Origin of the sequence: Cypionkella sp. (assembly GCF_036782355.1) — a bacterium.
Taxonomy (GTDB): Bacteria; Pseudomonadota; Alphaproteobacteria; order Rhodobacterales; family Rhodobacteraceae; genus Cypionkella.
In genome coordinates, this window is record NZ_DAIPZF010000019.1 from 1 (window position 1) to 24,677 (window position 24,677).

The 24,677-nt window shown below is 59.3% G+C and carries 23 protein-coding genes; 15 read left to right on the forward strand and 8 right to left on the reverse strand.

Annotation, left to right across the window (positions count from 1 at the left end; translation table 11 throughout):
* Nucleotides 1-175: 175 nt before the first annotated feature.
* Nucleotides 176-1,189 carry a TRAP transporter substrate-binding protein gene (locus V7Q10_RS08970; protein ID WP_333868743.1) on the reverse strand — a complete coding sequence of 338 codons (1,014 nt, stop codon included), beginning with the start codon at nt 1,187-1,189 and terminating at the stop codon, nt 176-178.
* Nucleotides 1,190-1,540: 351 nt separating this feature from the next.
* On the opposite strand from V7Q10_RS08970, the gene V7Q10_RS08975 reads away from it, so the two are divergent.
* The 6 genes from V7Q10_RS08975 (at nt 1,541) to V7Q10_RS09000 (ending at nt 8,472) form a co-directional block, all read left to right on the forward strand.
* The gene (locus V7Q10_RS08975) at nt 1,541-2,437 is read left to right on the forward strand and encodes a calcium/sodium antiporter (RefSeq protein ID WP_333868803.1); all 897 of its coding nucleotides are present in this window, start codon (nt 1,541-1,543) and stop codon (nt 2,435-2,437) included.
* Between the two features lie 307 nt (nt 2,438-2,744).
* Complete coding sequence (locus V7Q10_RS08980; protein ID WP_333868744.1) at nt 2,745-4,499, forward strand: acetolactate synthase 3 large subunit; 1,755 nt, start codon at nt 2,745-2,747, stop codon at nt 4,497-4,499.
* A 66-nt stretch (nt 4,500-4,565) separates the two neighbouring features.
* Entirely contained in the window at nt 4,566-5,126 is a 561-nt protein-coding gene (gene ilvN, locus V7Q10_RS08985) for an acetolactate synthase small subunit (protein WP_333868745.1), read from the forward strand.
* A gap of 83 nt (nt 5,127-5,209) precedes the next feature.
* Nucleotides 5,210-7,183, forward strand: a complete 1,974-nt coding sequence (locus V7Q10_RS08990) for a heme lyase CcmF/NrfE family subunit (protein WP_333868746.1) — start codon at nt 5,210-5,212, stop codon at nt 7,181-7,183.
* 2 nt (nt 7,184-7,185) lie between these two features.
* A complete protein-coding gene (locus V7Q10_RS08995; RefSeq protein ID WP_333868747.1) occupies nt 7,186-7,632 on the forward strand; it encodes a cytochrome c-type biogenesis protein in 447 nt (148 codons plus the stop codon).
* 63 nt (nt 7,633-7,695) lie between these two features.
* A complete protein-coding gene (locus tag V7Q10_RS09000; protein WP_333868748.1) occupies nt 7,696-8,472 on the forward strand; it encodes an enoyl-CoA hydratase-related protein in 777 nt (258 codons plus the stop codon).
* Here the strand turns inward: V7Q10_RS09000 and V7Q10_RS09005 are convergent, their stop codons facing one another.
* Nucleotides 8,473-8,904, reverse strand: a complete 432-nt coding sequence (locus tag V7Q10_RS09005; protein ID WP_333868804.1) for an Lrp/AsnC family transcriptional regulator — start codon at nt 8,902-8,904, stop codon at nt 8,473-8,475.
* Between the two features lie 107 nt (nt 8,905-9,011).
* Here V7Q10_RS09005 and rocF point away from each other — a divergent pair, with 107 nt between their 5' ends.
* The 7 genes from rocF to gluQRS all read left to right on the forward strand — a co-directional run bounded on the left by rocF (nt 9,012) and on the right by gluQRS (nt 16,848).
* On the forward strand, nt 9,012-9,935 hold the full coding sequence (gene rocF / locus V7Q10_RS09010) for an arginase (RefSeq protein WP_333868749.1): 924 nt from the start codon (nt 9,012-9,014) through the stop codon (nt 9,933-9,935).
* A gap of 15 nt (nt 9,936-9,950) precedes the next feature.
* On the forward strand, nt 9,951-10,994 hold the full coding sequence (locus V7Q10_RS09015) for an ornithine cyclodeaminase (protein ID WP_333868750.1): 1,044 nt from the start codon (nt 9,951-9,953) through the stop codon (nt 10,992-10,994).
* Nucleotides 10,995-11,258: 264 nt separating this feature from the next.
* Nucleotides 11,259-13,973, forward strand: a complete 2,715-nt coding sequence (gyrA, locus tag V7Q10_RS09020) for a DNA gyrase subunit A (protein ID WP_333868751.1) — start codon at nt 11,259-11,261, stop codon at nt 13,971-13,973.
* Complete coding sequence (locus V7Q10_RS09025) at nt 13,966-14,292, forward strand: hypothetical protein (protein ID WP_333868752.1); 327 nt, start codon at nt 13,966-13,968, stop codon at nt 14,290-14,292. Before gyrA ends, V7Q10_RS09025 begins: the two co-directional genes overlap by 8 nt.
* Before the next feature lie 50 nt (nt 14,293-14,342).
* Nucleotides 14,343-14,693 carry a DUF6614 family protein gene (locus tag V7Q10_RS09030; RefSeq protein WP_333868753.1) on the forward strand — a complete coding sequence of 117 codons (351 nt, stop codon included), beginning with the start codon at nt 14,343-14,345 and terminating at the stop codon, nt 14,691-14,693.
* A gap of 26 nt (nt 14,694-14,719) precedes the next feature.
* Entirely contained in the window at nt 14,720-16,051 is a 1,332-nt protein-coding gene (trmFO, locus tag V7Q10_RS09035; protein ID WP_333868754.1) for a methylenetetrahydrofolate--tRNA-(uracil(54)-C(5))-methyltransferase (FADH(2)-oxidizing) TrmFO, read from the forward strand.
* A complete protein-coding gene (gene gluQRS / locus V7Q10_RS09040; protein WP_333868755.1) occupies nt 16,036-16,848 on the forward strand; it encodes a tRNA glutamyl-Q(34) synthetase GluQRS in 813 nt (270 codons plus the stop codon). The genes trmFO and gluQRS overlap by 16 nt, the downstream gene beginning before the upstream one ends.
* On the opposite strand, the gene hisI is transcribed toward gluQRS, so the two are convergent.
* Nucleotides 16,843-17,199 (reverse strand): phosphoribosyl-AMP cyclohydrolase, encoded by a 357-nt coding sequence (hisI, locus tag V7Q10_RS09045; protein WP_333868756.1) that lies wholly within the window; start codon nt 17,197-17,199, stop codon nt 16,843-16,845. The genes gluQRS and hisI overlap by 6 nt on opposite strands.
* 61 nt (nt 17,200-17,260) lie before the next feature.
* Here hisI and V7Q10_RS09050 point away from each other — a divergent pair, with 61 nt between their 5' ends.
* Nucleotides 17,261-17,692 carry an iron-sulfur cluster assembly scaffold protein gene (locus V7Q10_RS09050; RefSeq protein WP_333868757.1) on the forward strand — a complete coding sequence of 144 codons (432 nt, stop codon included), beginning with the start codon at nt 17,261-17,263 and terminating at the stop codon, nt 17,690-17,692.
* Between the two features lie 134 nt (nt 17,693-17,826).
* Here the strand turns inward: V7Q10_RS09050 and V7Q10_RS09055 are convergent, their stop codons facing one another.
* The 5 genes from V7Q10_RS09055 to sciP all read right to left on the reverse strand — a co-directional run bounded on the left by V7Q10_RS09055 (nt 17,827) and on the right by sciP (nt 23,403).
* Nucleotides 17,827-17,949: a hypothetical protein gene (locus V7Q10_RS09055; protein ID WP_333868758.1), complete on the reverse strand. Its 123-nt coding sequence runs from the start codon at nt 17,947-17,949 to the stop codon at nt 17,827-17,829.
* Between the two features lie 92 nt (nt 17,950-18,041).
* The gene (gene recG, locus V7Q10_RS09060) at nt 18,042-20,126 is read right to left on the reverse strand and encodes an ATP-dependent DNA helicase RecG (protein ID WP_333868759.1); all 2,085 of its coding nucleotides are present in this window, start codon (nt 20,124-20,126) and stop codon (nt 18,042-18,044) included.
* Nucleotides 20,123-22,243, reverse strand: coding sequence for an NAD-dependent DNA ligase LigA (gene ligA / locus V7Q10_RS09065; protein ID WP_333868760.1), 2,121 nt, complete (start codon nt 22,241-22,243; stop codon nt 20,123-20,125). The genes recG and ligA overlap by 4 nt, the downstream gene beginning before the upstream one ends.
* Before the next feature lie 71 nt (nt 22,244-22,314).
* Entirely contained in the window at nt 22,315-23,028 is a 714-nt protein-coding gene (ctrA, locus tag V7Q10_RS09070) for a response regulator transcription factor CtrA (RefSeq protein WP_333868761.1), read from the reverse strand.
* Between the two features lie 96 nt (nt 23,029-23,124).
* Nucleotides 23,125-23,403 (reverse strand): CtrA inhibitor SciP, encoded by a 279-nt coding sequence (sciP, locus tag V7Q10_RS09075; protein ID WP_333868762.1) that lies wholly within the window; start codon nt 23,401-23,403, stop codon nt 23,125-23,127.
* Between the two features lie 132 nt (nt 23,404-23,535).
* On the opposite strand from sciP, the gene mnmA reads away from it, so the two are divergent.
* A complete protein-coding gene (mnmA, locus tag V7Q10_RS09080) occupies nt 23,536-24,669 on the forward strand; it encodes a tRNA 2-thiouridine(34) synthase MnmA (RefSeq protein ID WP_333868763.1) in 1,134 nt (377 codons plus the stop codon).
* Nucleotides 24,670-24,677: the final 8 nt, after the last annotated feature.

Sequence of the window (24,677 nt, forward strand, 5' to 3'; positions counted from 1 at the left end):
GCCCAGCTTGGGCGGCGGTCTTCCACAGCTTGGCGCGCCGCAATTGGGAGCGCCGCAATTGGGAGCGCCGGTTATACAGCCTCCAGTGCTGAACCCACCGGTGATAAAGCCCTGATCGCAAACTCAAAAGGCCCCGAGTTTCCTCGGGGCCTTTTCAGTACAGTCAAGGTAAAGCTTAAAGCTTGCCAGCCTGCTGCTGCACCATCATGAAGGTGTCATAGTTGTATTCCGCAATCTGCGCCCAAAGATAGGCATCCCGCAGGAAGGCATCCTGATGATCCTTAATCTTCTTGAACTCGGCATTGGTGGCAGAGACTTCGGCATAGGTTTCTTGCGCCGCTGCGAAGGCGGCTTGCAGCACATCTTGTGGGAAGGGGCGCAACTGCGCGCCATTTGCCACCAAGGATCTCAGCGCGGCTGGGTTTTTATAGTCGTAATTCGCCATCATATTGGCGTTTGCAGCCTCGCAAGCGGTTGAGATCACGCCTTTGTAGGTGTCCGGCAGCTCGTTCCACTTATCAAGATTGACCATAGTCGCCAGCGTCGGGCCACCTTCCCACCAGCCGGGATAGTAGTAATAGGGCGCCACTTTGTAGAAGCCCAACTTCTCGTCATCATAGGGGCCAACCCATTCTGCCGCGTCGATGGTGCCTTTTTCCAGCGAAGGATAGATGTCGCCGCCCGCGATCTGCTGTGGCACCACGCCCAGCTTTTCGATGACCTTGCCGGCAAAGCCTCCGATCCGCATCTTCAGACCCTGCATATCGGCAAGGCTGTTGATTTCCTTGCGATACCAGCCGCCCATTTGCACGCCGGTATTGCCGCAAGGCAGGTAATGCAGCTTTTGCTTGTGGTAGAATTCATTCAGCAAATCAATGCCGCCGCCATGATACAGCCAAGCATTCATCTGACGCACGTTCGGGCCAAACGGCACGGTGCAGCCCAAGGCCCAAGTCGGATCTTTGCCCCAGAAATAATAGGGAGCTGTGTGGCAAGCCTCGACGGTACCTGCGGCCACGGCGTCAGCGGCTTCCAGACCCGGAACCAGTTCGCCCGCAGGAAAGACCTGCAAGGTCAGATTGCCATCGGTCGACTCCGAGATGTATTTCGACATCGTCTCGGCCGCGCCATAGATAGTGTCGAGCGATTTTGGAAACGACGAGGTGACGCGCCAAGTGATCTTGGGCATCGCTTGCGCAAGGGCTGGGGCTGCCAATACCGAAGCGCCCGCGGCTGCAACGCCTCCAACGCTTGCTTTGGTCAGAAATGAGAACGATCCATATTACCTCCTCTTAATACGACCCGCCGGATCAGCAAAGCCGCGTTCAACTGACCCAAGCCTAAACAACGCATTCCGGCTTGAGAACTATTTTTTTTGTCGCACCAAGATTTTACCGATTTCGCTCTGAGGGCCGTTTTTTTTGCGATTAAAATCAATTGCGCTTACAAAATCCTTGCCTGGCCTCTTGCAATAAAATCCGCAGACACGACATGAGAAGCTGTTCTACATCGCGCAATCGGAGCCTTTATGACCTATGTTATGTTTCTAGCTGGCCTTCTGTTATTGATCGCCGGCGGGGAAGGTTTGGTCCGAGGCGCAAGCGGTATTGCCCGACATTTCCGGATCTCGCCCATGGTGATCGGCCTGACGATTGTCGGCTTTGGCACCTCGGCACCCGAACTGCTGGTCTCGCTTGAAGCGGCGCTGACCGGCCAGCCGGGATTGGCGATTGGCAATGTGGTGGGCTCGAATATCGCCAATATCTTGTTGATTTTGGGGATCTCGGCGGTGATGGCGCCTTTGGTGATCCCAATTCGTAAGATGTACCGCGATTTCGGCTTTATGCTGGCGGCGATGGCGCTGATGTGGATCATGCTTTTGGATGGAATGATTGGCCGCCTTGATGGTGCGATTTTGTTCATGGGTCTCATCGGCTTTCTGGCAATGGCGTTTTTTAGCGGCGAGGTCGAGCCGATTGACGATATGCCGCTGCCCTCGATGCCATTGGCTTGGGCGATGACGCTGGGTGGTCTGGTGGGATTGGTGCTGGGGGCGGGGCTTTTGGTAGACTCAGCCAGCACCATTGCGCGCAGCTTTGGCGTCTCAGAGGCGGTGATCGGTCTAAGCATCGTCGCCATTGGCACCTCGCTGCCCGAACTGACCACCTCGATTATCGCGGCCCTGCGCAAAGAGACCGAAATAGCGGTCGGCAATGTGGTGGGCTCGAACGTGTTTAACGTCTTTGGCATCCTTGGGACCACGGCCCTTGTCACCCCGATCCCAGCAGAACCACGCTTTGCTCAGGTTGATATGGTCTGGATGGCGGCGGCGACCGCGCTTTTGGTGCTGGCTGCGTTAAAGCTTGGCACCCTGCCCCGCTGGCTTGGGCTTGGGTTCCTTACGCTCTATGCCGCCTATCTGGCGATGATGGCCTAAAGCGCCAAGATGCGGTAGGGTATTTGCGAAAATTACCAAAAACTGACCCGTTTCGTAATTAAACTTCAAAAAATGCGCATTGGGCGACATATTTCTATCACTTTTGCGGTTGACGGCCCCATTGGCGCGCCCTAGTTTCACCTTCGAAGCTTAGAGGGGGTTTTGACGATGGATCTGAGTGTCCTAATCAGAAAAAGGCGCATGGGCCGGTAGCGGTTTACCCTTAGGTTTCCCATGCGCCCCCGAGACACCCTCTGGGGCTTTTTATTGACCAAAGCAGGCGATAGCCGAAATTAGGATAGATGCGATGACACGTCAGATGACCGGAGCGGAAATGGTGGTTCAAGCCCTGAAGGATCAGGGTGTGGACGTCGTCTTTGGATACCCCGGCGGCGCCGTGCTGCCGATCTATGATGCGATTTTTCAGCAAAATGACATCCGCCATATTCTGGTGCGCCATGAACAGGGTGCGATCCATATGGCCGAGGGCTATGCCCGCTCGACCGGCAAGGTGGGCGTGGCGCTGGTGACTTCGGGGCCCGGTGCGACCAATGCGGTGACCGGTCTGACCGATGCGCTTTTGGACAGCATTCCGATCGTGGTGCTGTCGGGCCAGGTGCCGACCTTTATGATTGGCACCGATGCCTTCCAAGAGGCAGATACCGTTGGCATCACCCGCCCCTGCACCAAGCACAATTGGCTGGTGAAAGACACCGACAAGCTGGCCGAAACCCTGCACCAAGCCTTCCATGTCTCGCGCTCGGGTCGTCCGGGGCCTGTGCTGATCGACATCCCAAAGGATGTGCAATTTGCCACCGGCGAATATCAAGCGCCCGCACAGGCCAAGGTCAGCCATTACCAGCCGCAGATCAAAGGCGACAGCGACGCGATTGCGGCGATGGTCGAGATGATGGAAACCGCCGAGCGGCCGGTGTTCTACACCGGCGGCGGCGTGATCAACTCTGGCCCCAAGGCCAGCGATTTGCTGCGCGAATTTGTCGCCGCAACCGGCTTTCCGATCACCTCGACGCTGATGGGGCTTGGCGCTTATCCGGCAAGTGGCAGCTCTTGGCTGGGCATGCTGGGCATGCACGGGCTTTATGAGGCCAATCTGGCGATGCATGGCTGCGATCTGATGATCAATATCGGTGCGCGCTTTGATGACCGTATCACTGGACGTATCGCCGATTTCAGCCCGAATTCGCGCAAAGTGCATGTCGATATCGATCCTTCGTCGATCAATAAGGTGATCCGGGTTGATGTCGGCATCATTGGCGATATTGCCACCGTGCTTGAAGAGGCGCTTGCGCTGTGGAAGGCGCGCGGCAGCAAGGTCAATAAGGACGGTCTGGCAAAGTGGTGGGCGCAAATCGCGCAGTGGCGGGCGGTGAAATGCCTGAGCTACAAGAATTCGACCGCCGTGATCAAACCGCAATATGCGCTTGAGCGGCTGGAAGCGCTGACCAAGGGCTATGATCGCTATATCACCACCGAGGTTGGCCAGCACCAGATGTGGGCGGCGCAATACCTTGGCTTTGAAGGGCCAAACCGCTGGATGACCTCGGGCGGATTGGGGACGATGGGCTACGGCTTGCCTGCCTCGATTGGCGTGCAGGTGGCGCATCCCGATGCGCTGGTGATCAACGTTGCGGGCGAGGCGTCTTGGCTGATGAACATGCAAGAGATGGGCACCGCGATGCAGTTCCGCGCGCCGGTCAAACAGTTCATCTTGAACAACGAACGCCTTGGCATGGTGCGGCAATGGCAAGAGCTGCTGCACGGCGAGCGCTATTCGCAAAGCTGGTCGGAATCGCTGCCCGATTTTGTCAAGCTGGCGGAAGCCTTTGGCTGCAAAGGCATTTTGGTGACCGACCCCGCCGATCTGGACGAGGCGATCCTGGAGATGCTGCGCTATGACGGGCCGGTGATCTTTGATTGCCGTGTCGAGAAGCATGAGAATTGCTTCCCGATGATCCCTTCGGGCAAGCCGCATAACGAGATGCTTTTGGGCGATGCTGATACGCAAGGTGTGATCAAGGCCGCCGGCGCGGTGCTGGTGTAACGTTGCAAGCCGGGGGCCAGCCCCCGGACCCCCGGGATATTTTCAGACAGATGAAAGGGACAGAGCATGTCTCCGCTAAACATCAAGACAGGATCGACCAGCCATTCGGCCTATGATTTGCGCGACCCGAATGCGCCGGTGATCGAGACCCATACTTTGGCCGTGGTGGTGGACAACGAGAGTGGCGTTTTGGCGCGGGTGATCGGGTTGTTTTCAGGCCGGGGCTATAACATCGAAAGCCTGACGGTGGCCGAGGTGGATCACGCCAGCCATCAAAGCCGGATCACGGTTGTGACCACAGGTACGCCGCAGGTGATCGAGCAGATCAAGAAGCAATTGGCGCGGATGGTGCCGGTGCATGAGGTGCATGATCTGACGGTCGAGGGGCCGGCGGTGCAGCGCGAATTGGCGCTGTTCAAGGTGGCCGGTAAGGGCGAGGCGCGCATCGAGGCGCTGCGCTTGGCCGAGATTTTCCGCGCCAATGTGGTTGATAGCACCTTGGAAAGCTTTGTCTTCGAGATGACCGGCACGCCGGAAAAGATTGATGCTTTTGCCGATTTGATGCGGCCTTTGGGCCTGCGTGAGATTGCGCGCACCGGTGTAGCCGCCCTGTCGCGCGGCGCTTAAGGATCACGCCTGCGCGACACGGCAGCGCAGGCTATTTCCGCGCGGGCTTTTCTGGCCTATAACGGCGCAACAGGAGGCCGGACATGATTGTAGAGCTTGGACATTTCACCTTGGTGCTGGCCTTTATGGTGGCGCTGGTGCAGATGAGTTTACCACTTTGGGGGGCTTATCGGCGGGATGCACGGCTGATGGCGGTGGCGGATCCCGCGGCGGTGATCCAGTTTTTGCTGATCGCTGTGTCTTTTGCTGCGCTGACCTATGCCTTTGTAACTTCAGACTTTTCGGTCAAGCTGGTGGTGGATAATTCGCATACCGCCAAGCCGATGCTTTACAAGGTGGCCGGCGTCTGGGGCAATCACGAAGGGTCTTTGCTGCTGTGGGTTTTGATCCTGTCGGGCTTTGGCGCCTGTGCGGTTTGGTTTGGTGGCAATTTGCCAGCGACGCTGAAGGCGCGGGTTTTGGCGGTGCAGGGGTCGATCGGGGTGGCCTTTATGGCCTTTATGCTACTGACCTCGAACCCGTTTTTGCGGCTGGAACTGCCGCCGCTGAATGGCACGGATTTGAACCCCTTGCTGCAAGATCCCGGCCTCGCCTTTCACCCGCCGTTTTTGTATTTGGGCTATGTCGGTCTGTCGATGAGCTTTTCCTTTGCGGTGGCCGCCCTGTTGGAGGGGCGGGTTGATGCGGCTTGGGGGCGTTGGGTGCGGCCTTGGACGCTGGCCGCTTGGATTTTCCTGACCATTGGCATCGCTTTGGGGTCGTGGTGGGCCTATTACGAGCTGGGCTGGGGTGGGTTTTGGTTCTGGGATCCGGTTGAAAACGCAAGCTTTATGCCCTGGCTGATTGCCGCCGCCCTGCTGCATTCTGCGATTGTGGTGGAAAAGCGCGAAAGCCTGAAGGCTTGGACGATTTTGCTGGCGATCTTGGCCTTTGGCTTTTCGCTGACCGGCACCTTTATCGTGCGCTCGGGCGTGATCACCTCGGTGCATGCTTTTGCCAATGATCCGGCGCGCGGCGTGTTTATTCTGATGATCTTGGGCGTGTTCATGGGCGGGTCGCTGACCTTGTTTGCGTTTCGCGCCAATGTCTTGGAGGCCAAGGGCATGTTCTCGGTGGTCAGCCGCGAGACGGCGCTGATCGCCAATAACCTGCTGTTGGCGGTCTCGGCCTTTGTGGTCTTTGTTGGCACGATCTGGCCTTTGGTGGCCGAGCTGTTGTTTGCGCGCAAGCTTTCGGTTGGGGTGCCGTTTTTCAACGCGGCCTTCACGCCCTTTATGGTGCTGATCGCGATTGTGCTGCCGATTGGCGCGATGCTGCCGTGGAAACGCGCCGAGATTGGCCGAGTGGTGCGGTCGTTGCGCGGGGCTTTGGCTTTGGCGGTGGCGGTGATGCTGCTGATCTATGCGCTGCAAACCGGCCGCTCGACGCTGGGGCCGATTGGCGCGGGCTTGGGGGCTTGGGTGGTGCTGGGGGCGCTGACGGATCTGTGGCAGCGCGGCGGGCGTGGCGATTTTGGCGCGCGCCTGTCCCGGTTGGGCCGCTTGCCGCGCGCCGATTGGGGCAAGGTGCTGGCGCATTCGGGCTTGGGTGTGACGATCTTTGCGGTGGCTGCGATCACCGCTTGGGCCACGGAAGACATTCGTGTGGTCAAGATCGGCGAGACCTTCCCCTTGGGCGCTTATGAGATCACCTTGCAGGCGGTCAATAAGGTCGAGGGGCCGAATTACCATTCGACAATGGCCGATATGCTGGTGACCAAAGACGGCGCAGAGGTGGCTTTTCTGCACCCTGAAAAACGCTTCTATCCGGTTGCGGGCATGCCCACCACCGAGGCTGCGATCCATCAGGGCGCGTTTCGCGATCTTTATCTGGTGATCGGCGATCCGCAGGATGCGGGCGGCTATGCGGTGCGCACCTATATCAAACCCTTTGCCGATTGGATCTGGGGCGGGGCTTTGTTGATGGCGATTGGCGGCATGTTCAGCCTGTCTGACCGCCGCTTCCGGGTGGCGGCTGGCGCGCGCCCTGCCCCACAAGTCACCGTGGCGGCGGAATAGCGATGCGCAAGCTGCTGCTGGCCCTGTTGCTGATCGGCTCGCCCGCCTTTGCGGTGCAGCCCGACGAGATACTGCCCGATCCCGCCCTAGAGGCGCGGGCACGCGCGATCTCGGCCAACCTGCGCTGCCCTGTCTGTCAGGGCGAGACGATTGACGATTCCAACGCGCCGATCAGCCGCGATCTGCGGCTTGCGGTGCGCCAGCGCTTGCTGGCCGGGGATGATGACACCGAGGTGGTGGATTATATCGTTAACCGCTACGGCGAATTTGTGCTGTTCATGCCGCGCGCCCAAGGCTCTAGCCTGATCCTTTGGCTGGCGGGGCCTGCGATGTTGCTGATGGGGGCGGGTGTTGCCTATGCCACCACCCGCAAACGCGCCACCGCAGCCGAGCCTGAAACCCTGACCGAAACCGATAAGACCCGCTTGGCCGATCTGCTGAAAAAGTGACGCGAGGTTCGTCTGGCCGTGGGCGCAATCGCTGTTAATCTGGTGCCTTCTAGGGAGGCGCTTATGACGTTTGACACCATTCGCTATGATCTGGCCGAAGACATCGCCGTCATCACCCTGCACCGCCCCGAGGTGATGAACGCGCTGACGCGGGCTTTGCGGGCCGAGATGCTGCAAGCCGTGCAGATGGCCGCCAAAGAAGCGCGGGTCTTGGTGATCACCGGCGCCGGGCGTGCGTTTTGTTCCGGCCAAGATCTGCAAGACGCCGCAGCGCAGGGCCAGCTTGATCTGGAAAAGACCCTGAACGAGGAATATGTGCCGCTGCTGAAGGCCATTACCGATTGCCCGATCCCGACGATTGCGGCGGTCAATGGTGCTGCGGCGGGTGCGGGTGCCAATCTGGCGCTTGCCGCCGATGTGGTGATCGCGGCTGAAAGTGCCAGCTTTATTCAGGCCTTTACCCGCATCGGCTTGGTGCCCGATGCCGGCGGCAGCTATTGGTTGCCGCGCCAGATCGGGCTTGCGCGCGCAATGGGCGCGGTGCTTTTTGCCGATAAGATCACCGCGCGTCAGGCCGCTGATTGGGGCATGATCTATGAGGCGGTGCCGGATCTGGATTTCGCCGCCCATTGGCAAGCGCGGGCGGCGCATTTGGCCAAGGGCCCAACGGCAGCATACCGCGGCGTGAAACAGGCGCTGCGGCAGTCGTTTGACAATGACCTTGACGGCCAATTGGCGCTTGAAGCCCGGCTGCAAGGCCAATGCGGGCAGACCGAGGATTTTCACGAAGGCGTCAGCGCCTTTTTGCAAAAGCGCAGTGCGATGTTCACCGGCCGCTAGCTATTTCCGCCCCGCCTTACGGGTCGACAGCAGCAAATTGGTTTCCGAGGTAACCACGCCTTCCAGATTGCGGATGCGGTGGATCACCTCATCCAGCTCTAGCAGGGTTTGGGTGGCAAGCTCGGCAATCAGATCCCATTTGCCATTGGTCGAATGCACCGCCAAAACCGCTGGAATCCCCGCCAGCCGCGCCATCACCTTCTCGCCGCCCCGCCCTTCGATGCCGATCATCATCAACCCGCGCACCGGGGCGTCGGCGACATCGCTGCGGGTCAGCACGGTAAAGCCCGCAATCTCGCCCTTGGCCGCAAGCCGCTCCATCCGTGCGCGCACCGTGGCGCGCGACAGCGCCAGCCTTTCAGCCAAATCCGAAAACGAGGCGCGCCCATCGCGGCGCAGCTCGGCGATCAGGCGTTGATCCATTTCATCCAACATGCGCAAATTTCCTGCCGTTATGGTAAATACCTTGCGCATAATGCTATAAATTGGGCTAGTCTTTACCGCAAGCTGGAAAGACACTGTGTCAAAAGGAGATCGCCATGCACAACACCATCCTGATCGGAGCCCCGATAGACGAAGGCCAGCGCCGCGCCGGCTGCGTGATGGGGCCCACGGCCTACCGCGTTGCAGGGCTTGCAGCCGCGATCAGCGACTGTGGCCACGGCGTGAATGATTGGGGCGACGTCGCCCTGCCCGCCCTGCCCGAGGCGAGCTGCGCCAACCCTGCCGTGCATGATCTGCGCGCGGTTCTGGGCTGGCAGCAGGTGCTGGCCGCCAAGGTGGAAGAGGCGCTGGATCTGGGCGGAATGCCGATCATTCTGGGCGGGGATCACAGCCTTGCGCTGGGGTCGGTGGCGGGGGCTGCGGCGCATGCGGCCAAGCAAAACCGACCGCTGTTTTTGTTGTGGCTGGATGCGCATTCCGATTTTCACACCCCGATGACCACCACCAGCGGCAATCTGCACGGCACGCCCGTGGCCTATATCGCAGGGCGCGACGGCTTTGACGCCTTTCCGGCCTTCCCCAAGCCGATCCCCGCGCCGCAGATCTGTCTTTACGGCATCCGCTCGGTTGATCCGGCGGAACATGCAGCGCTTTTGCACCACGACATTGCCATCAACGACATGCGGGTGCTGGATGAACGCGGCGTCGTCGCCCCCCTGCGCGAGTTTCTGGCCGAGGTGCGCGCCGCCAATGGGCTTTTGCATGTCAGCCTTGATGTCGATTTCCTTGATCCCTCGATCGCCCCCGCAGTTGGCACCACGGTTCCGGGCGGTGCGACCTTTCGCGAGGCGCATCTGGTGATGGAATTGCTGCACGAATCCACGCTTGTAAGCTCGCTTGATCTGGTCGAGTTGAACCCGTTTCTGGACGAGCGCGGCCGCACCGCCAAGCTGATGGTCGATCTGGTAGGCTCGCTGATGGGCCGCAAGGTTTTTGACCGCCCCACCCGCAGCTTTTAACCCTAAGGATCTGATATGATTGCCCCTTCGCATCACGCCTATGTGCCCTTTGTCTCGGTGGAAAACATGCTGCGGCTGGTGGTGCGGCTGGGGGTTGAACGCGTGCTGGCCGATCTTGCCACCGAGATCGAGGCCGATTTTCTGCGCTGGCCGCTGTTTGACAAAACCCCGCGCGTGGCCAGCCATTCCGAGATCGGCGTGATCGAGTTGATGCCAACCTCGGACGGCGAAAGCTATGGCTTCAAATATGTAAATGGACATCCGTCCAACACCAAAGCCGGGCTGCAAACCGTCACCGCCTTTGGACTTTTGGCCGATGTGGCGACGGGCTATCCGGTGCTGCTGTCCGAGATGACGATTCTGACCGCCCTGCGCACCGCAGCCACCAGTGCGATGGCGGCCAAATGGCTGGCCCCCAAGGGTGCCACAGTGATGGCCTTGATCGGCAACGGCGCGCAGGCTGAATTCCAAGCGCTTGGATTTAAAGCGATTTGCGGCATCACCGAGGTGCGGCTTTACGACATCGACGCCCAAGCCACCGCCAAATGTGCGCGCAATCTGGAAGGCCAAGGCCTAAACGTGGTGGCCTGCAAAACCCCGGAAGAGGCGATCTTGGGCGCGCAGATCATCACCACCTGCACCGCCGATAAGCAATATGCCACCATTCTGACCGACAATATGGTTGGCGCGGGCGTGCATTTGAACGCGGTTGGCGGCGATTGTCCGGGCAAGACCGAATTGCACAAAGACATCCTGTTGCGCGCCAAGGTTTTTGTCGAATATCCCGAACAAACAAGGATCGAGGGCGAAATTCAGCAGATGCCCGCCGATTTCGCGGTAACCGAGCTTTGGCAGGTGATTGCGGGTCAGACCGCGGGGCGCGTTGATCCGCGCGAGATCACGCTGTTTGACAGCGTTGGCTTTGCCATCGAAGATTTCGCGGCATTGCGCTATATCCGCTCGAAACTGGCCGAAACCGGGCTGTTTGCGCAGCTGGATATGATCGCCGACCCCGATGATCCGCGCGATCTGTTTGGGATGATTTTGCGCGCAGGCTGAGCCAGCCGCAGGCCTTTGCCCACGCACGGCAAAGGCCAAGCGGAGGCATTTTCACCCCGCTTTGGACGACTTTTGCCAAAGCGGCTGAAAACGAGGGAAAACCCCGCTACTGACTGCATATTAATTGCTATACTTGCCAATAGCTTAGCACAGAATCCTGTGGGAATTTCCGCCTGCCCGCCCTGCCGCCTTGCACCCCAAATGCGCGATGGTGTAAGATAAAGGCAACAACATATAGTCCTAAAACAGGAAGGCGCGGCCCAAGTGACCGACACTCCGGAAACCCCAGACGCAACCGACGATAAACCCGTTCGCATGGCCCATGATGGCCCGCAGATCGACATCTCTTCCGAGATGAAGACCGCCTATCTGGATTACGCGATGAGCGTGATCGTCAGCCGCGCCATTCCCGATCTGCGCGATGGGCTTAAGCCCGTGCACCGCCGGATTTTGTTCGCGATGCACGAATCTGGCAACGGCCACGACAAACCCTACCGCAAATCTGCGCGCCCGGTTGGCGACACCATGGGCAAATATCACCCGCATGGCGACAGTGCGATTTATGACGCGCTTGTGCGGATGGCGCAGCCGTTTTCGATGAGCCTGAAGCTGTTGGATGGGCAAGGCAACTTTGGCTCGATGGATGGCGATACCGCCGCTGCGATGCGCTATACCGAAGTGCGGATGGACAAGCCCGCCGCCTTTCTGCTGGCCGACATCGACAAAGAAACCGTTGATTTCCAAGACAATTACGACGGCAAAGACCGCGAACCCACGGTTCTGCCAGCGCGCTTTCCCAATATGTTGGTCAATGGCGCCGGCGGTATTGCTGTTGGCATGGCCACCAATATTCCGCCGCATAACCTCGGTGAGGTCATCGACGGCACGCTTGCGATGATTGAAAACCCCGACATCAGCATCGAACAGCTGATGGAGATCATCCCCGCCCCCGATTTCCCGACCGGTGCGACGATTTTGGGCCGCTCTGGCGCGCGCAAAGCCTATCTTGAGGGCCGCGGCTCGGTGGTGATCCGCGCCAAAACCCGGGTCGAGGAAATTCGCAAGGACCGCTTTGCGATCATCATCGACGAAGTGCCCTATCAGGTGAACAAATCGCGGATGATCGAGATCATCGCCGAGGCCGTGCGCGACAAGCGCATCGAAGGCATCGCGCATGTGCAAGACGAATCCGACCGCATCGGTGTGCGCGTGGTGATCGAGCTGAAGCGCGATGCCACGGCGGATGTGGTGCTGAACCAGCTTTACCGCTTTACGCCGATGCAGACCTCGTTTGGCTGCAACATGCTGGCGCTGAATGGTGGGCGGCCCGAACAGCTGACACTTGCCGATTTCCTGCGCCATTTCATCACCTTCCGCGAAGAAGTTGTTGCACGCCGCACCGCGTTCGAGCTGCGCAAAGCCCGCGAACGCAGCCATATCCTGTGTGGTTTGGCGGTTGCGGTGTCGAACGTCGATGAGGTTGTGGCCACCATTCGGTCTTCGGCAGACCCTGCCGAAGCGCGCGAACGGCTGATGACACGGCGCTGGCCTGCGGGCGAAATTATCCCTTATATCAAGCTCATAGACGACCCTTCTCATCCAGTGAATGAAGATGGCACCTATAATCTGTCGGAAATTCAGGCCCGCGCGATCCTTGATCTGCGCCTGCAACGTCTGACGGCTTTGGGGGTCAAGGAAGTCACCGACGAGCTGCAAGAGCTTGCGGCCAAGATCAAAGATTACCTTGCGATTTTGGGCTCGCGCGACCGCATCATGGCGATCATCTCGGACGAATTGCGCGAGGTGAAAGCCGCTTTTGCCGTGCCTCGTCGCACCGAAATCGTCGATTGGGCCGGCGATATGGACGACGAAGACCTGATCGAGCGCGAAGATATGGTGGTCACCATCACCTCGGGCGGCTATATCAAGCGCACCAATCTGGCCGAATTCCGCAGCCAAAATCGCGGCGGCAAGGGCCTGTCCTCGATGGCTACGAAAGAAGACGACGTGGTCACCACGCTGTTTGTTGCCAACACCCATACCAACCTGCTGTTCTTCACCACCGATGGCATGGTTTACAAGATGAAAACCTGGCGCCTGCCGCTGGCGGGCCGCACCGCCAAGGGTAAGGCGATGGTCAATATTCTGCCGATCGCACAAGGGGTTAGCATTGCAGCCCTGATGCCGGTGGATGCACCAGAAGCCGAATGGGACAACCTGCAAATCGTCTTTGCCACCTCTGACGGCGATGTGCGGCAAAACGATCTGTCTGATTTCGTTAACGTCAAACGCAACGGTAAAATCGCGATGAACCTGCCCGAAGGCGTGTTCTTGGTGAACGCGGCGATTGCCGATGAAAACGACGACGTGATGCTGGTGACGGCAGGCGGGCGGGCGATCCGCTTTTCGACGCAAGACATTCGCGTGTTCAAATCGCGTGGCTCGACGGGCGTGCGCGGTATTCGCTTGGGCGCCGAAGATAAGGTCGTCTCGATGTCGATCATTCGGCATTTCGAGGCCGATCCCGACGAGCGCGCGCTTTATCTTAAGCAGCGCCGTCTAATGGCGGGCGTGGTCGAGGAAGAGTCTGATGACGAAGACGAAGGCACCGCAACCGGCCAGCTGTCGCCAGACCGCTATGCCGAGATGTCTGCGGCCGAAGATCTGATCTTGACCATCACCACCTCGGGGTCTGGGAAACTGTCCTCCAGCCACGATTATCCGGTGCGCGGGCGCGGCGGCATGGGGGTGAAGGCGATGGATGGCGCGATGCGCGGCGGGCCGCTGGTCGCATCCTTCCCAGTGGATCTGACCGATCAGATCATGCTTGCCACCTCGACCGGCCAATCCATTCGCGTGCCGGTCGAGCAAATCTCGTTCCGCTCGCGTTCGGCGGGTGGGGTCAAGGTGTTCAACACCGGTAAGGGCGAAGAGGTTGTCTCGGTCGCGCGGGTCGCGGAACAAGGCGAAGATGAATAGGCTGATTGCGCGGCTGGCAGAGCTGGCCGCGCAACGCCAAACCATCAGCTACGGCGCTTTGGCGGCCGAGCTGTCGATTGCACCGCCGGGATCGATTGCGAAACTGACGGCAATGTTGGAAGCGCTGATGGAAGAAGACGCCGCCCTTGGCCTGCCTTTTCGGGCAGCCCTCTGTGAAGCTAGGCTGGCCCAAGGCCAGCCAGCTGCGGGTTTTTTCTTGAAAGCTCAAGCCCTTGGCCGCTTTGATGGTGCCGATTCCGCTAAGTTTTGCGCCGATGAACGTCGCGCCCTTTTTTCAAAAATAGCCCAGACCACTTAACCCAATCGCAAGATATTTGTAGTCAACTGTGCCAAATCGCAGGAGCCCGCATGAATATCTACCATTGTATGATCGAGCTGAAAGACGACGCCCGCGCGCTTGGCTTTGCGGCGGCGGTTGATGGCTGGATGAGCTATCTGCAAGCGCAGGGACTGATCCGCGACTGGCGGCTGATGCGGCGCAAATTGGGGCTGGCCTCTTCAGCCTATAGCGATTTCTTGCTGGAAATTTCGGTTGTCAGCCTGTCAGATCTGGATGCAACCTTTTCGGCCTTGGCGCATGAAGACCCCGAGGCCGAGAAACGCTACGACCGCATGCATACGATGATCGCCCGCGTCGAAACCGGCCTGTTCCGGCCCTACCCCGATCCGACACAACGTGAACGCATCGCCTTGATCTAAGCCGCGCGCAGGGCTACATCCCTTGCATGAAAAACCAATTGCACATCATCGGCGGCGGAATGGCCGGATCAGAGGCCGCATGGCAAGCCGCAGAAATGGGCGTGCCAGTGGTCATCCACGAAATGCGACCCAGCGTCGGCACCTTTGCCCATCGCACCGGCAATTTTGCCGAGATGGTCTGTTCAAATTCCTTCCGCTCGGATGATGATGAACAAAACGCCGTCGGCCTGCTGCATTGGGAAATGCGCGCAGCCAAGGGGCTGATCATGGAGATGGCTCAGGCGCACCGCTTGCCCGCGGGCGGGGCTTTGGCGGTTGACCGCGATCCCTTTGCCGAGGCGGTGACGGCTCGGCTGAACGCGCATCCGCTGATTTCCTCCAGCTTTGAAGAGGTGACAGAGCTGCCAAACGAAGGCCATTGGATCATCGCCACTGGCCCGCTGACCTCGGGCGCGCTGGCCGAAAGCATTCGCGCCACCACCGGCGCCGAGGCTTTGGCGTTTTTTGATGCCATAGCGCCGATTGTCTACGCCGAAAGTGTTGATATGTCAGTGGCTTGGATGCAGTCGCGCTATGATAAGGGCGAGACTGAGGAAGAGCAGACCGCCTATATGAACTGCCCGATGACGAAAGACGAATACGAGGCCTTTATCGACGCGATGTTGGCGGCCGAGAAGACCGAGTTTCACGAGGGCGAGACCGCTGGCTATTTCGACGGCTGCTTGCCGATCGAAGTGATGGCAGAGCGCGGCCGCGAGACGCTGCGCTTTGGCCCGATGAAGCCGGTGGGGCTGACCAATCCGCACAACCCTATGAAACCCTATGCCGTGGTGCAGCTGCGCCGCGACAACAAGCTGGGCACGCTTTACAATATCGTCGGCTTTCAAACCAAGATGAAGTACGGCGCGCAAACCGCTGTTTTCAAAATGATTCCTGGCCTTCAGGATGCGAATTTCGCCCGCCTTGGCGGCATTCACCGCAACACCTTTATCAACTCGCCCACCCTGCTTGATGATCAGATGCGGTTGAAATCGCGGCCCAATCTGCGCTTTGCGGGCCAGATCACCGGGGTCGAGGGCTATGTTGAATCCTCGGCCATGGGGCTTTTGGCGGGGCGGATGGCTGCGGCGGAAATCTTGGGCAAGACCCTGCCACCGCCGCCGCCCGAAACCGCGATGGGCGCACTGATCACCCATATCACTGGTGGGGCCGAGGCAAAAACCTTCCAGCCGATGAATGTGAACTTTGGCCTGTTCCCGCCGATTGATGCGCGCGGTGGTCGCAAGGGGCGCAAGGACCGCTACAAGGCCTATACCGACCGCGCCAAAGAAATGTTCACCGCATGGCTGGACGCGTAACCCGCTTTGCGCCCTCGCCCACCGGGCCGCTGCACCTTGGCCACGCCTTTGCCGCTTTGACTGCGGCAGAGCGCGGCGACAGGTTTTTGCTGCGGATCGAAGATATCGACACCGCGCGCTGCAAACCCATCTGGGAGACCGCGATCAATGAGGATCTGCTTTGGCTGGGGCTTGCTTGGCCTGAGCCGGTGATGCGACAATCGCAGCGGCGTGAGGCCTATGCCAAGGCGCTGACTTTGTTGGAAAATCTTGGCCTGACCTATGCCTGCAACTGCACGCGCGGCGATATTCTTGCGGCACTCTCTGCACCGCAAGAGGGCGCCATCGGCCCCGACGGGCCGATCTATCCGGGCACCTGCCGCGGGCGTCAGGGCGCGGGGGCTGTCCGGTTGGATATGGCAAAAGCAATGGCGCGGCTGGGCGAGATTGGCTTTACCGAAACCGGGATCATGGCCGGTGCGCATCGCTTTGATGCGGCAAATCTTTGCGAAACCGTCGGCGATATCGTGCTGGCGCGGCGCGATATTGGCAGCTCTTATCACCTTGCCGTGGTCGTCGATGATGCCGCCCAAGGCATAACCGAGGTCACGCGCGGCGCAGATCTGTTCGAGGCCACCAAAATTCATGTGGTATTACAAGGCCTTCTTGGGCTACCGACGCCCAAGTATCACCACCACCGCCTGATCCGCGATGATCAGGGCAAGCGGCTGGCAAAACGCGATGACGCCCGCGCAGTCTCGAAATATCGCGCCGAGGGGGCCAGCCCTGCCGATATTCGCCGCTTGATCGGGCTATAGCGGCTGCGAAATCACCACCTCTTGGCCATCTTGCACGGATGTATAAAAACAGCTGCGCCGGTTGGTATGGCAGGCCGGCCCCTCTTGGGTGACCAAAGCCAAAAGACAATCGCGATCACAGTCCAAGCGCAGCTCGACCAAGCGCTGCACATGCCCCGAGGTCTCGCCCTTGGCCCAAAACGCCGCCCGCGAGCGCGACCAATAGGTCATGGCCCCGCTTTGCAGCGTGCGCTCTAGGCTTGCGGCATTCATCCAAGCCATCATCAGCACCTCGCCCGTCGCGTGATCCTGCGCAATGCAGGGGATCAGGCCGGCGGCATCATACTTTAGTGTGCTTGCGTCGAATTTCATCCGGTTCTCCTTGGACTTGCCTCGCCTCCGGCTTATCTTGACCACAAGAGAAGGAAAAGCCATGAGCGATAGCGATCTTGTCAAACTCTACTCCGGCCGTATCCTTGCACTGGCCGCCGATATTCCGCATCTGGGCCGCTTGCCCGAGCCGATGGGCAGCGCGCGCAAACGCTCGCCGCTGTGCGGATCGACGGTGACGGTCGATCTGCGGGTTGAGAATGGCCGGATCAGCGCATTTGCCCAAGATGTGAAGGCCTGTGCCTTAGGTCAGGCCGCGGCAGCCGTGGTGGGGGGCGCCATTCTGGGCCGCAGCCTTGCCGAGGTGGAAGCAGGCCGCGATGCGCTTCGCGCCATGCTGAAAGACAACGGTCCGGTGCCAGCCGCACCTTTTGACGGTTTTGAAGTGCTGATCCCTGCACGCGACTATAAGAACCGTCACGCCTCGATCTTGCTGACACTTGAGGCAACGGCCGAGGCGCTGACCGGGCTTTAGAAAAAAAACGCCGCACATCTTGGCAGATGGCGGCGCAAAGGGGCGTTCTTACCCGAAGAGGCGGCGGCAAAGCCGCGCCGCACCCCGTTGGGGACAGGTGCGACAGTTCGGGTCAACAAGACCGCAGGCAGTTCTCAAAGCGTGCCAGACATTCCCAATCCGGCGAAAAGCAGAACAAATAGGGACACCACCCCGACAGAATCAACCAATATGGCCTTGCGCGAGCGGTGCAGGATTTCGGTAATCTCGGTAATCATGGCGACCTCCATTTGCTGTGTTGCCCTATTGTTCTCATATGATTCGAAGTCTGTAAAGAACTTTATGAGAACATATGAGAACAAAATGGGATTCAGCCCACCGCAATCAGCTTGATCGCGCGGTCTTGATCCAACAACCACAGCAAAACCCGCGCCGCCTTTCCACGCGGGCTGCTGAGATCAGGGTCGTCATGCAACAGCCGACGCGCATCGCTTTGCGCCACCGCCATCAGTCCCGCCTGACGCTCCATGTCGGCCACGCGAAACCGTGGCAGGCCCGATTGCGCGGTGCCGATCAGATCGCCGACGCCGCGCATCAGCATATCTTCTTCCGAGATTTTGAAGCCGTCTTCGCTGTCGCGGATCACCTTGAGCCGCCGCTCGCCACTTTCCGACAGCGGCGCTTGATAGAGCAGCAGACAGGTCGAGTCCGCCTCGCCGCGCCCGACCCTGCCGCGCAGCTGATGCAATTGCGCCAGACCAAAAATCTCGGCACGCTCAATCACCATAATGCTGGCATTGGGCACATTGACCCCCACTTCGATCACCGTGGTGGCGACCAAAACCTTGGTCACACCAGCAACAAATCGCGCCATCGCGGCGTCTTTTTCGGCATTGGGCATCTGGCCATGCACAAGCCCCACGACATCGCCCAAAGCCGCGCGCAACCCGGCAAAGCGCGCCTCGGCGCTGGCGTAATCCAGCACCTCAGACTCCTCGACCAAGGGGCAGACCCAATAGGCCTGCCGCCCCTCGGCCACGGCGCGCGCCAGATGCGCCACCACCTCATCCAGCCGCGCGGTCGAGATCATCGCCGTCTTGATCGGTTTGCGGCCTTTGGGTTTTTCGTCCAGCACCGAGATATCCATATCGCCATAGCTGACCAAAGCCAGACTGCGCGGGATCGGCGTTGCCGTCATCACCAGCACATCGGCATTGGCGCCCTTGGCCCCCAGCTCCATCCGTTGCGAGACGCCAAAGCGGTGCTGCTCGTCAATCACCGCAAGCCTAAGATCATGAAAGAATACATCTTTTTGAAACACAGCATGGGTGCCCACCAAAATGCCAATGCGCCCATCGGCCAAGGCGGCAAGCTTGGCCGCGCGTTCCGACCCCTTGTCGCGGCCGGTCAGAATCTCAAGCCGGACCCCGGCGGCGGCGGCCAAGGGAGCCAGGCCTTCGTGATGCTGGCGCGCCAGAATTTCTGTAGGCGCCATCAAAACGCCCTGCCCGCCCGCCTCGACCGCGATCAGCAGCGCCATAAAGGCGACCAAGGTTTTGCCTGCCCCAACATCGCCTTGCAACAGACGATTCATCCGCAAAGGCAGTGCCATATCGGCGGCTATCTCGGCAATCGCACGGGTCTGCGCGCCGGTCGGCTGATAGGGCAAGGCGGCCAAAACCGCAGTTTGCAGCGTGCCAGTGCCAGCACTGACCTGCCCCGCCGTTCGGCGTAAAGATGCCCGCGCCAGCGAGAGCGTCAGCTGATGCGCAAACAGCTCGTCATAGGACAATCTCTGCCGCGCGGGGGCTGTGAAGGCAAGATCGGCGGAGTCAGTCGGCTGATGCACGGCCCTGATCGCGGCCAGCCAATCGGGCCAAGCCTCGCGCGTCTTAAGGCTTGGGTCGATCCATTCCGGCAGATCGGGGGTGCGAGCCAAAGCACTTGCCACGCCCTTGGCGACGATTTTTTGCGTCACCCCCGCAACCAGAGGATAGACCGGCTCGAAAAGCGGCAATTCGCCCGCCTCTTCGCAGCGCAAAACATGGTCAGGATGCACCATTTGCGCAATGCCATCAAACAGCTCGACCCGCCCTGAAACAAGCCGCCGCTGTCCCGTTGGCAGCAGTTTTTGCAGATACTCGCCACGCGCATGGAAGAACACCAGCTGAAATTCCAGCGCCTCGTCGCGCACCATCACCCGATAGGGCCGCCCCTTTTGGCGCGGCGCAAAATGGCCGCCAACCTCGACCTCGACGGTAACGGTACAGGGCGGCACCACATCGCGGACAGAGGCTTTGCGGGCGCGATCCACCGCAGAATGCGGCAGCACAAACAGCAGGTCTTTTGGTTTTTCAACACCTAACCCACTGAGAGAAATCGCAGTTTTAGGCCCGACCCCTTCCAGAGTATCCAGCCCCGCAAACAGCGGAAACAGGATCTCTGGACGGGTCATGCCTGACCTATCAGCGCAAGCCAGCCATCCTCATCGATCACCTCGACGCCAAATTTCCCGGCATCTTTGGCCTTTGATCCCGCCCCCGGCCCTGCGATCACCAGATCGGTTTTGGCGGAAACCGAGCCTGACACTTTGGCCCCCAAAGCCTCGGCACGGGCCTTGGCCTCGGCGCGGCTCATCTTTTCCAAAGTGCCGGTGAACACCAGCGTCTTGCCGGCCACCGGACTGTCAACTGGCGTGATCGCAATGACTGGCACCACATCAAGCTCGGCCACCAGCGCATCAATCGCGGCGCGTTCGGTGTCATTTTGCAGCGCGGCCACCAAAGATTCGGCCATAACCTTGCCGACGCCGTCGATGGCCAGCAGCTCATTCCACGCCGAATTGCCCTCTTGCGCCTGCGTCAGGGCCGCCTCCAGCGCGCCCCAGGTGGCATAATGGCGCGCCAAGAGCCCCGAGGCCGCATCGCCGACATGGCGAATACCAAGGCCAAAAATCAGCCGGTCCAGTGGTATCTGACGCTTGGCGTTGATCGCGGCGAAAAGCTTTTTCACCGAAGTCTCGCCAAATCCCTCTCGGTTTTTCAACTTTTTCAGCGGGTTGGCTGCGTCGCGCCGCTCAAGTGTGAAGATGTCAGCGGGGGCTTTGACCGCTAATTCACTATCGGTAAAAAACATCTCAATCTGTTTTGCCCCCAGCCCCTCGATGTCAAAAGCCCCGCGCGAGACGAAATGTTTCAACCGCTCCACCGCTTGTGCCGGGCAAATCAGCCCGCCGGTGCAGCGGCGCACCGCATCGCCTTCTTCGCGATGCGCAACCGAGCCGCACTCGGGGCAAACCTTTGGAAACACAAAAGCCACCGCAGAGGACGGACGCTTTTCAAGGTCAATATCGTTAATTTTCGGGATCACATCGCCCGCGCGGTAGACCTGCACCCAGTCACCGATGCGAATATCACGACCTTCGCGAATCGCAGCTCCCTTCGCGCCGCGCCCCGCGATATAATCCTCATTGTGCAACGTCGCGTTCGAGACCACCACGCCGCCGACGGTCACCGGCGTCAGCCGCGCCACCGGCGACAGCGCCCCCGTCCGGCCGACCTGAATATCAATCGCATCAAGCCGCGTCCAAGCCAGTTCGGCCGGAAACTTATGCGCAATCGCCCATCGTGGCGTGGTCGAGCGCAGACCCAAGCGTGCCTGCAAGGCGAGATCGTTAACCTTGTAGACCACGCCATCAATATCATAGCCCAGCGTCGCGCGCTGCGCCTCGATCAGGTGATAATGGCTTAACATCGCCTCGGGACCAGCGCAAAGCGAGGTGAGCGGATTGGTTTTAAACCCAAGGCTCGCCAGCCGCTCGATCGCCTCGAATTGCGTGCGCGCCAGAGGCTCCGAAAGCTGGCCCCAGGCATAGGCAAAGAACTTCAGCGGCCGCGATTGGGTAATTTTTGCATCCAACTGTCGCAAAGACCCAGCAGCGGCGTTGCGCGGATTTGCGAAGGGCTTATCGCCCGCCTCGATCTGGCGCGCGTTCAGGGCCGCAAAATCGGCGTGGCTCATATAAACTTCGCCGCGCACTTCCAGAACCGGCGGCGCATTCTTTAGCTTTTTCGGAATGTCGCTGATGGTCAGCGCATTTTCCGTGACATTTTCACCCACCGCACCATCGCCGCGGGTGGCTGCATGCACCAATTTGCCGCCCATATAGCGCAAAGACAGCGAGAGCCCGTCGATCTTGGGCTCTGCGGTATAGAAAAGCGAGCTTTCGTGGCCCAGAAACTTGCGAACACGCTCATCAAAATCGGCCACATCGCTGTCTTCAAAAGCATTTTCCAGCGACAGCATCGGCAAGCTATGGCTGACTTTGGTAAAACCTTCAGAGGCAGGCGCCCCCACCAACAAGGCAGGACTGTCAGCGCGACGCAGCTTTGGAAACGCAGCTTCAAGCGCTGCATTGCGCTTTTTAAGCGCATCAAAGGCCGCATCGGTGATCTGCGGTGCATCTTCACTATGATAGGCGCGATTGGCTGCTGCGATCAATTTCGACAGGCGCGCCAATTCATCGCGCGCCTCATCGCTGCTTAGATCCGCAATCGGCTTGTCTTGCTGCATCGCTGCCGCCTCCTCTGACTTGCGCCAAAGTTATGCTGCGCGCGCAAAATGGGCAAGGTCCGCCCGCGCGGTTAAGCGCTTGCGGCTAAAAGAGTTGCCCCTGCGACCGGCTGCGGATCGCGCAACACATAGCCGCGCCCCCAAACGGTTTCGATATAGTTTTGCCCGCCGGTTGCTTCGGCAAGCTTTTTGCGCAACTTGCAGATGAAGACGTCGATGATCTTCAGTTCTGGCTCATCCATGCCGCCGTAAAGGTGGTTCAGGAACATTTCCTTGGTCAGCGTCGTGCCCTTGCGCAGGCTCAAAAGCTCGAGCATTTGATATTCTTTGCCCGTCAAATGCACCGAGGCCCCCATCACATCGACGGTCTTGGCATCAAGATTGACATTGACCTGACCCGTGCGAATGACCGATTGGCTATGGCCTTTCGAGCGGCGAATAATTGCATGGATGCGCGCAACCAGTTCTTCGCGGTGGAAGGGTTTGGTCATATAGTCATCTGCGCCAAAGCCAAAGCCCTTGATCTTGTTTTCGGTGTCATCAGCGCCGGAAAGAATCAAAATCGGTGTCTCGATTCGCGCCATACGCAATTGCCGCAACACCTCATGTCCCGACATATCCGGCAGGTTCAGGTCAAGCAGGATCAAATCATAGTCGTAAAGCTTGGCCAAATCGACGCCGTCTTCGCCCAGATCAGTACAATACACATTTAAATTTGCATGGGTCAGCATCAATTCAATGCTGCGCGAGGTGGTTGGATCATCTTCAACTAATAAAATTCGCATCAGTCCGCGCTCCGGCTTCAGTTTTTGTTCATTAACGACTTTGACGATCAATGGTTAACCAACCGTTATCTGAACGAAAAAAAACGCAAAAACAACTCAAAGTTGCCGATATTTTTGTAAAGAGGTGACGCGCAAGCCCTTTTCGCCATGTTTTTCAACCGCTTCGCGCCAGAGTTGAAACTCTTCTTCCGAGAGGGCGTAACGTTCAAGCGCTTCAGCCTCGCTCAGAATGCCGTGAAGCACCGCTTTGACCACCACAGCCTTACGGCTTGCCACCCAGCGCCGCGTGGTTGCAGGGGGCAAATCGGCGCGGCTTAAGATGCTGCCATCGGGCAGCGTGACCTGACGCAGACCTTCGACTTTCTTCAAAAACATGGGCGGTTCCTTTTTCATATCTGCGGAAGATGTCGGAACACGCTTAATCAAGGGTAAAGCGGGGGGTTGAGAGTATCGCAAATTTTCCTATATTACGTCGCAATGCGCTTCCGCAGTTCCCCGGATAAAAATATGCTTGACCAGCCCTTGAATTCGCTTGGCTTTGCCAAGGCTCCTGCTGACACCCGTGTGGTGGTGGCGATGTCCGGCGGGGTTGATTCCTCGGTTGTGGCGGCGCAATTGGCGGAAGAGGGCTATGATGTCGTGGGCGTTACCCTGCAACTTTATGACCACGGTGCGGCGCTGGCGAAAAAGGGTGCCTGCTGTGCTGGGCGCGATATTCACGATGCCGCCCGGGTGGCCGAGACCATGGGCTTTCCGCACTATGTTCTTGATTATGAAAACACTTTCCGCGAAGCCGTGATCGAGGAATTTGCCGACGCCTATTTGTCGGGCGCAACCCCCGTGCCCTGCATTCGCTGCAACGAGCGGGTGAAGTTCAAGGATCTTTTGGCCACGGCCAAGGATCTGAACGCCGATTGCATGGCCACCGGGCATTATATTCAGCGCAAAATCGGCACTGGGCCCGAATTGCACATGGCAAGCGACGCCAATCGTGACCAAAGCTACTTTCTGTTTTCCACCACCGCAGAGCAGCTGTCCTATTTGCGCTTTCCCTTGGGCCATCTGGCCTCTAAGGCCGAGACGCGGGCGCTGGCCTCGAAATACGGGCTGTCGGTGGCCGATAAGCCCGACAGTCAGGACATCTGTTTTGTGCCCAATGGCAATTATGCAGCCGTGATCGAAAAGCTGCGGCCGGGGTCGGCAGAGCCGGGTGATATCATTGATATGGCAGGAAATATTCTTGGCCAGCACCGCGGCGTCATCCATTACACCATTGGCCAGCGCAAGGGTTTGGGCATTGGCGGCTTGGGCGATCCTTTGTATGTGGTGCGCCTTGACCCCGAGCAGCGCCATGTCATCGTCGGCCCCCGCGAGGCACTTTCGACCCGCACAATTCCGCTGCGCGAGATCAATTGGCTGGGCGACGAGCCCTTTACCTCGCGCTCCGAATGGCATCTGAGCGTCAAGGTCCGCTCGACCCGCCCGCCGCGCCCTGCGGTGATCCGGCCGATTTCGGCAACTGAAGCCACGGTCGAGCTGCTGGACCCCGAAGATGGCGTCTCGGCGGGTCAAGCTTGCGTGTTTTACGCCGCCGAAGGCAGCCGCGTTTTTGGCGGCGGCTGGATCTGGAAGGGGCGCTGAGGCGCTTT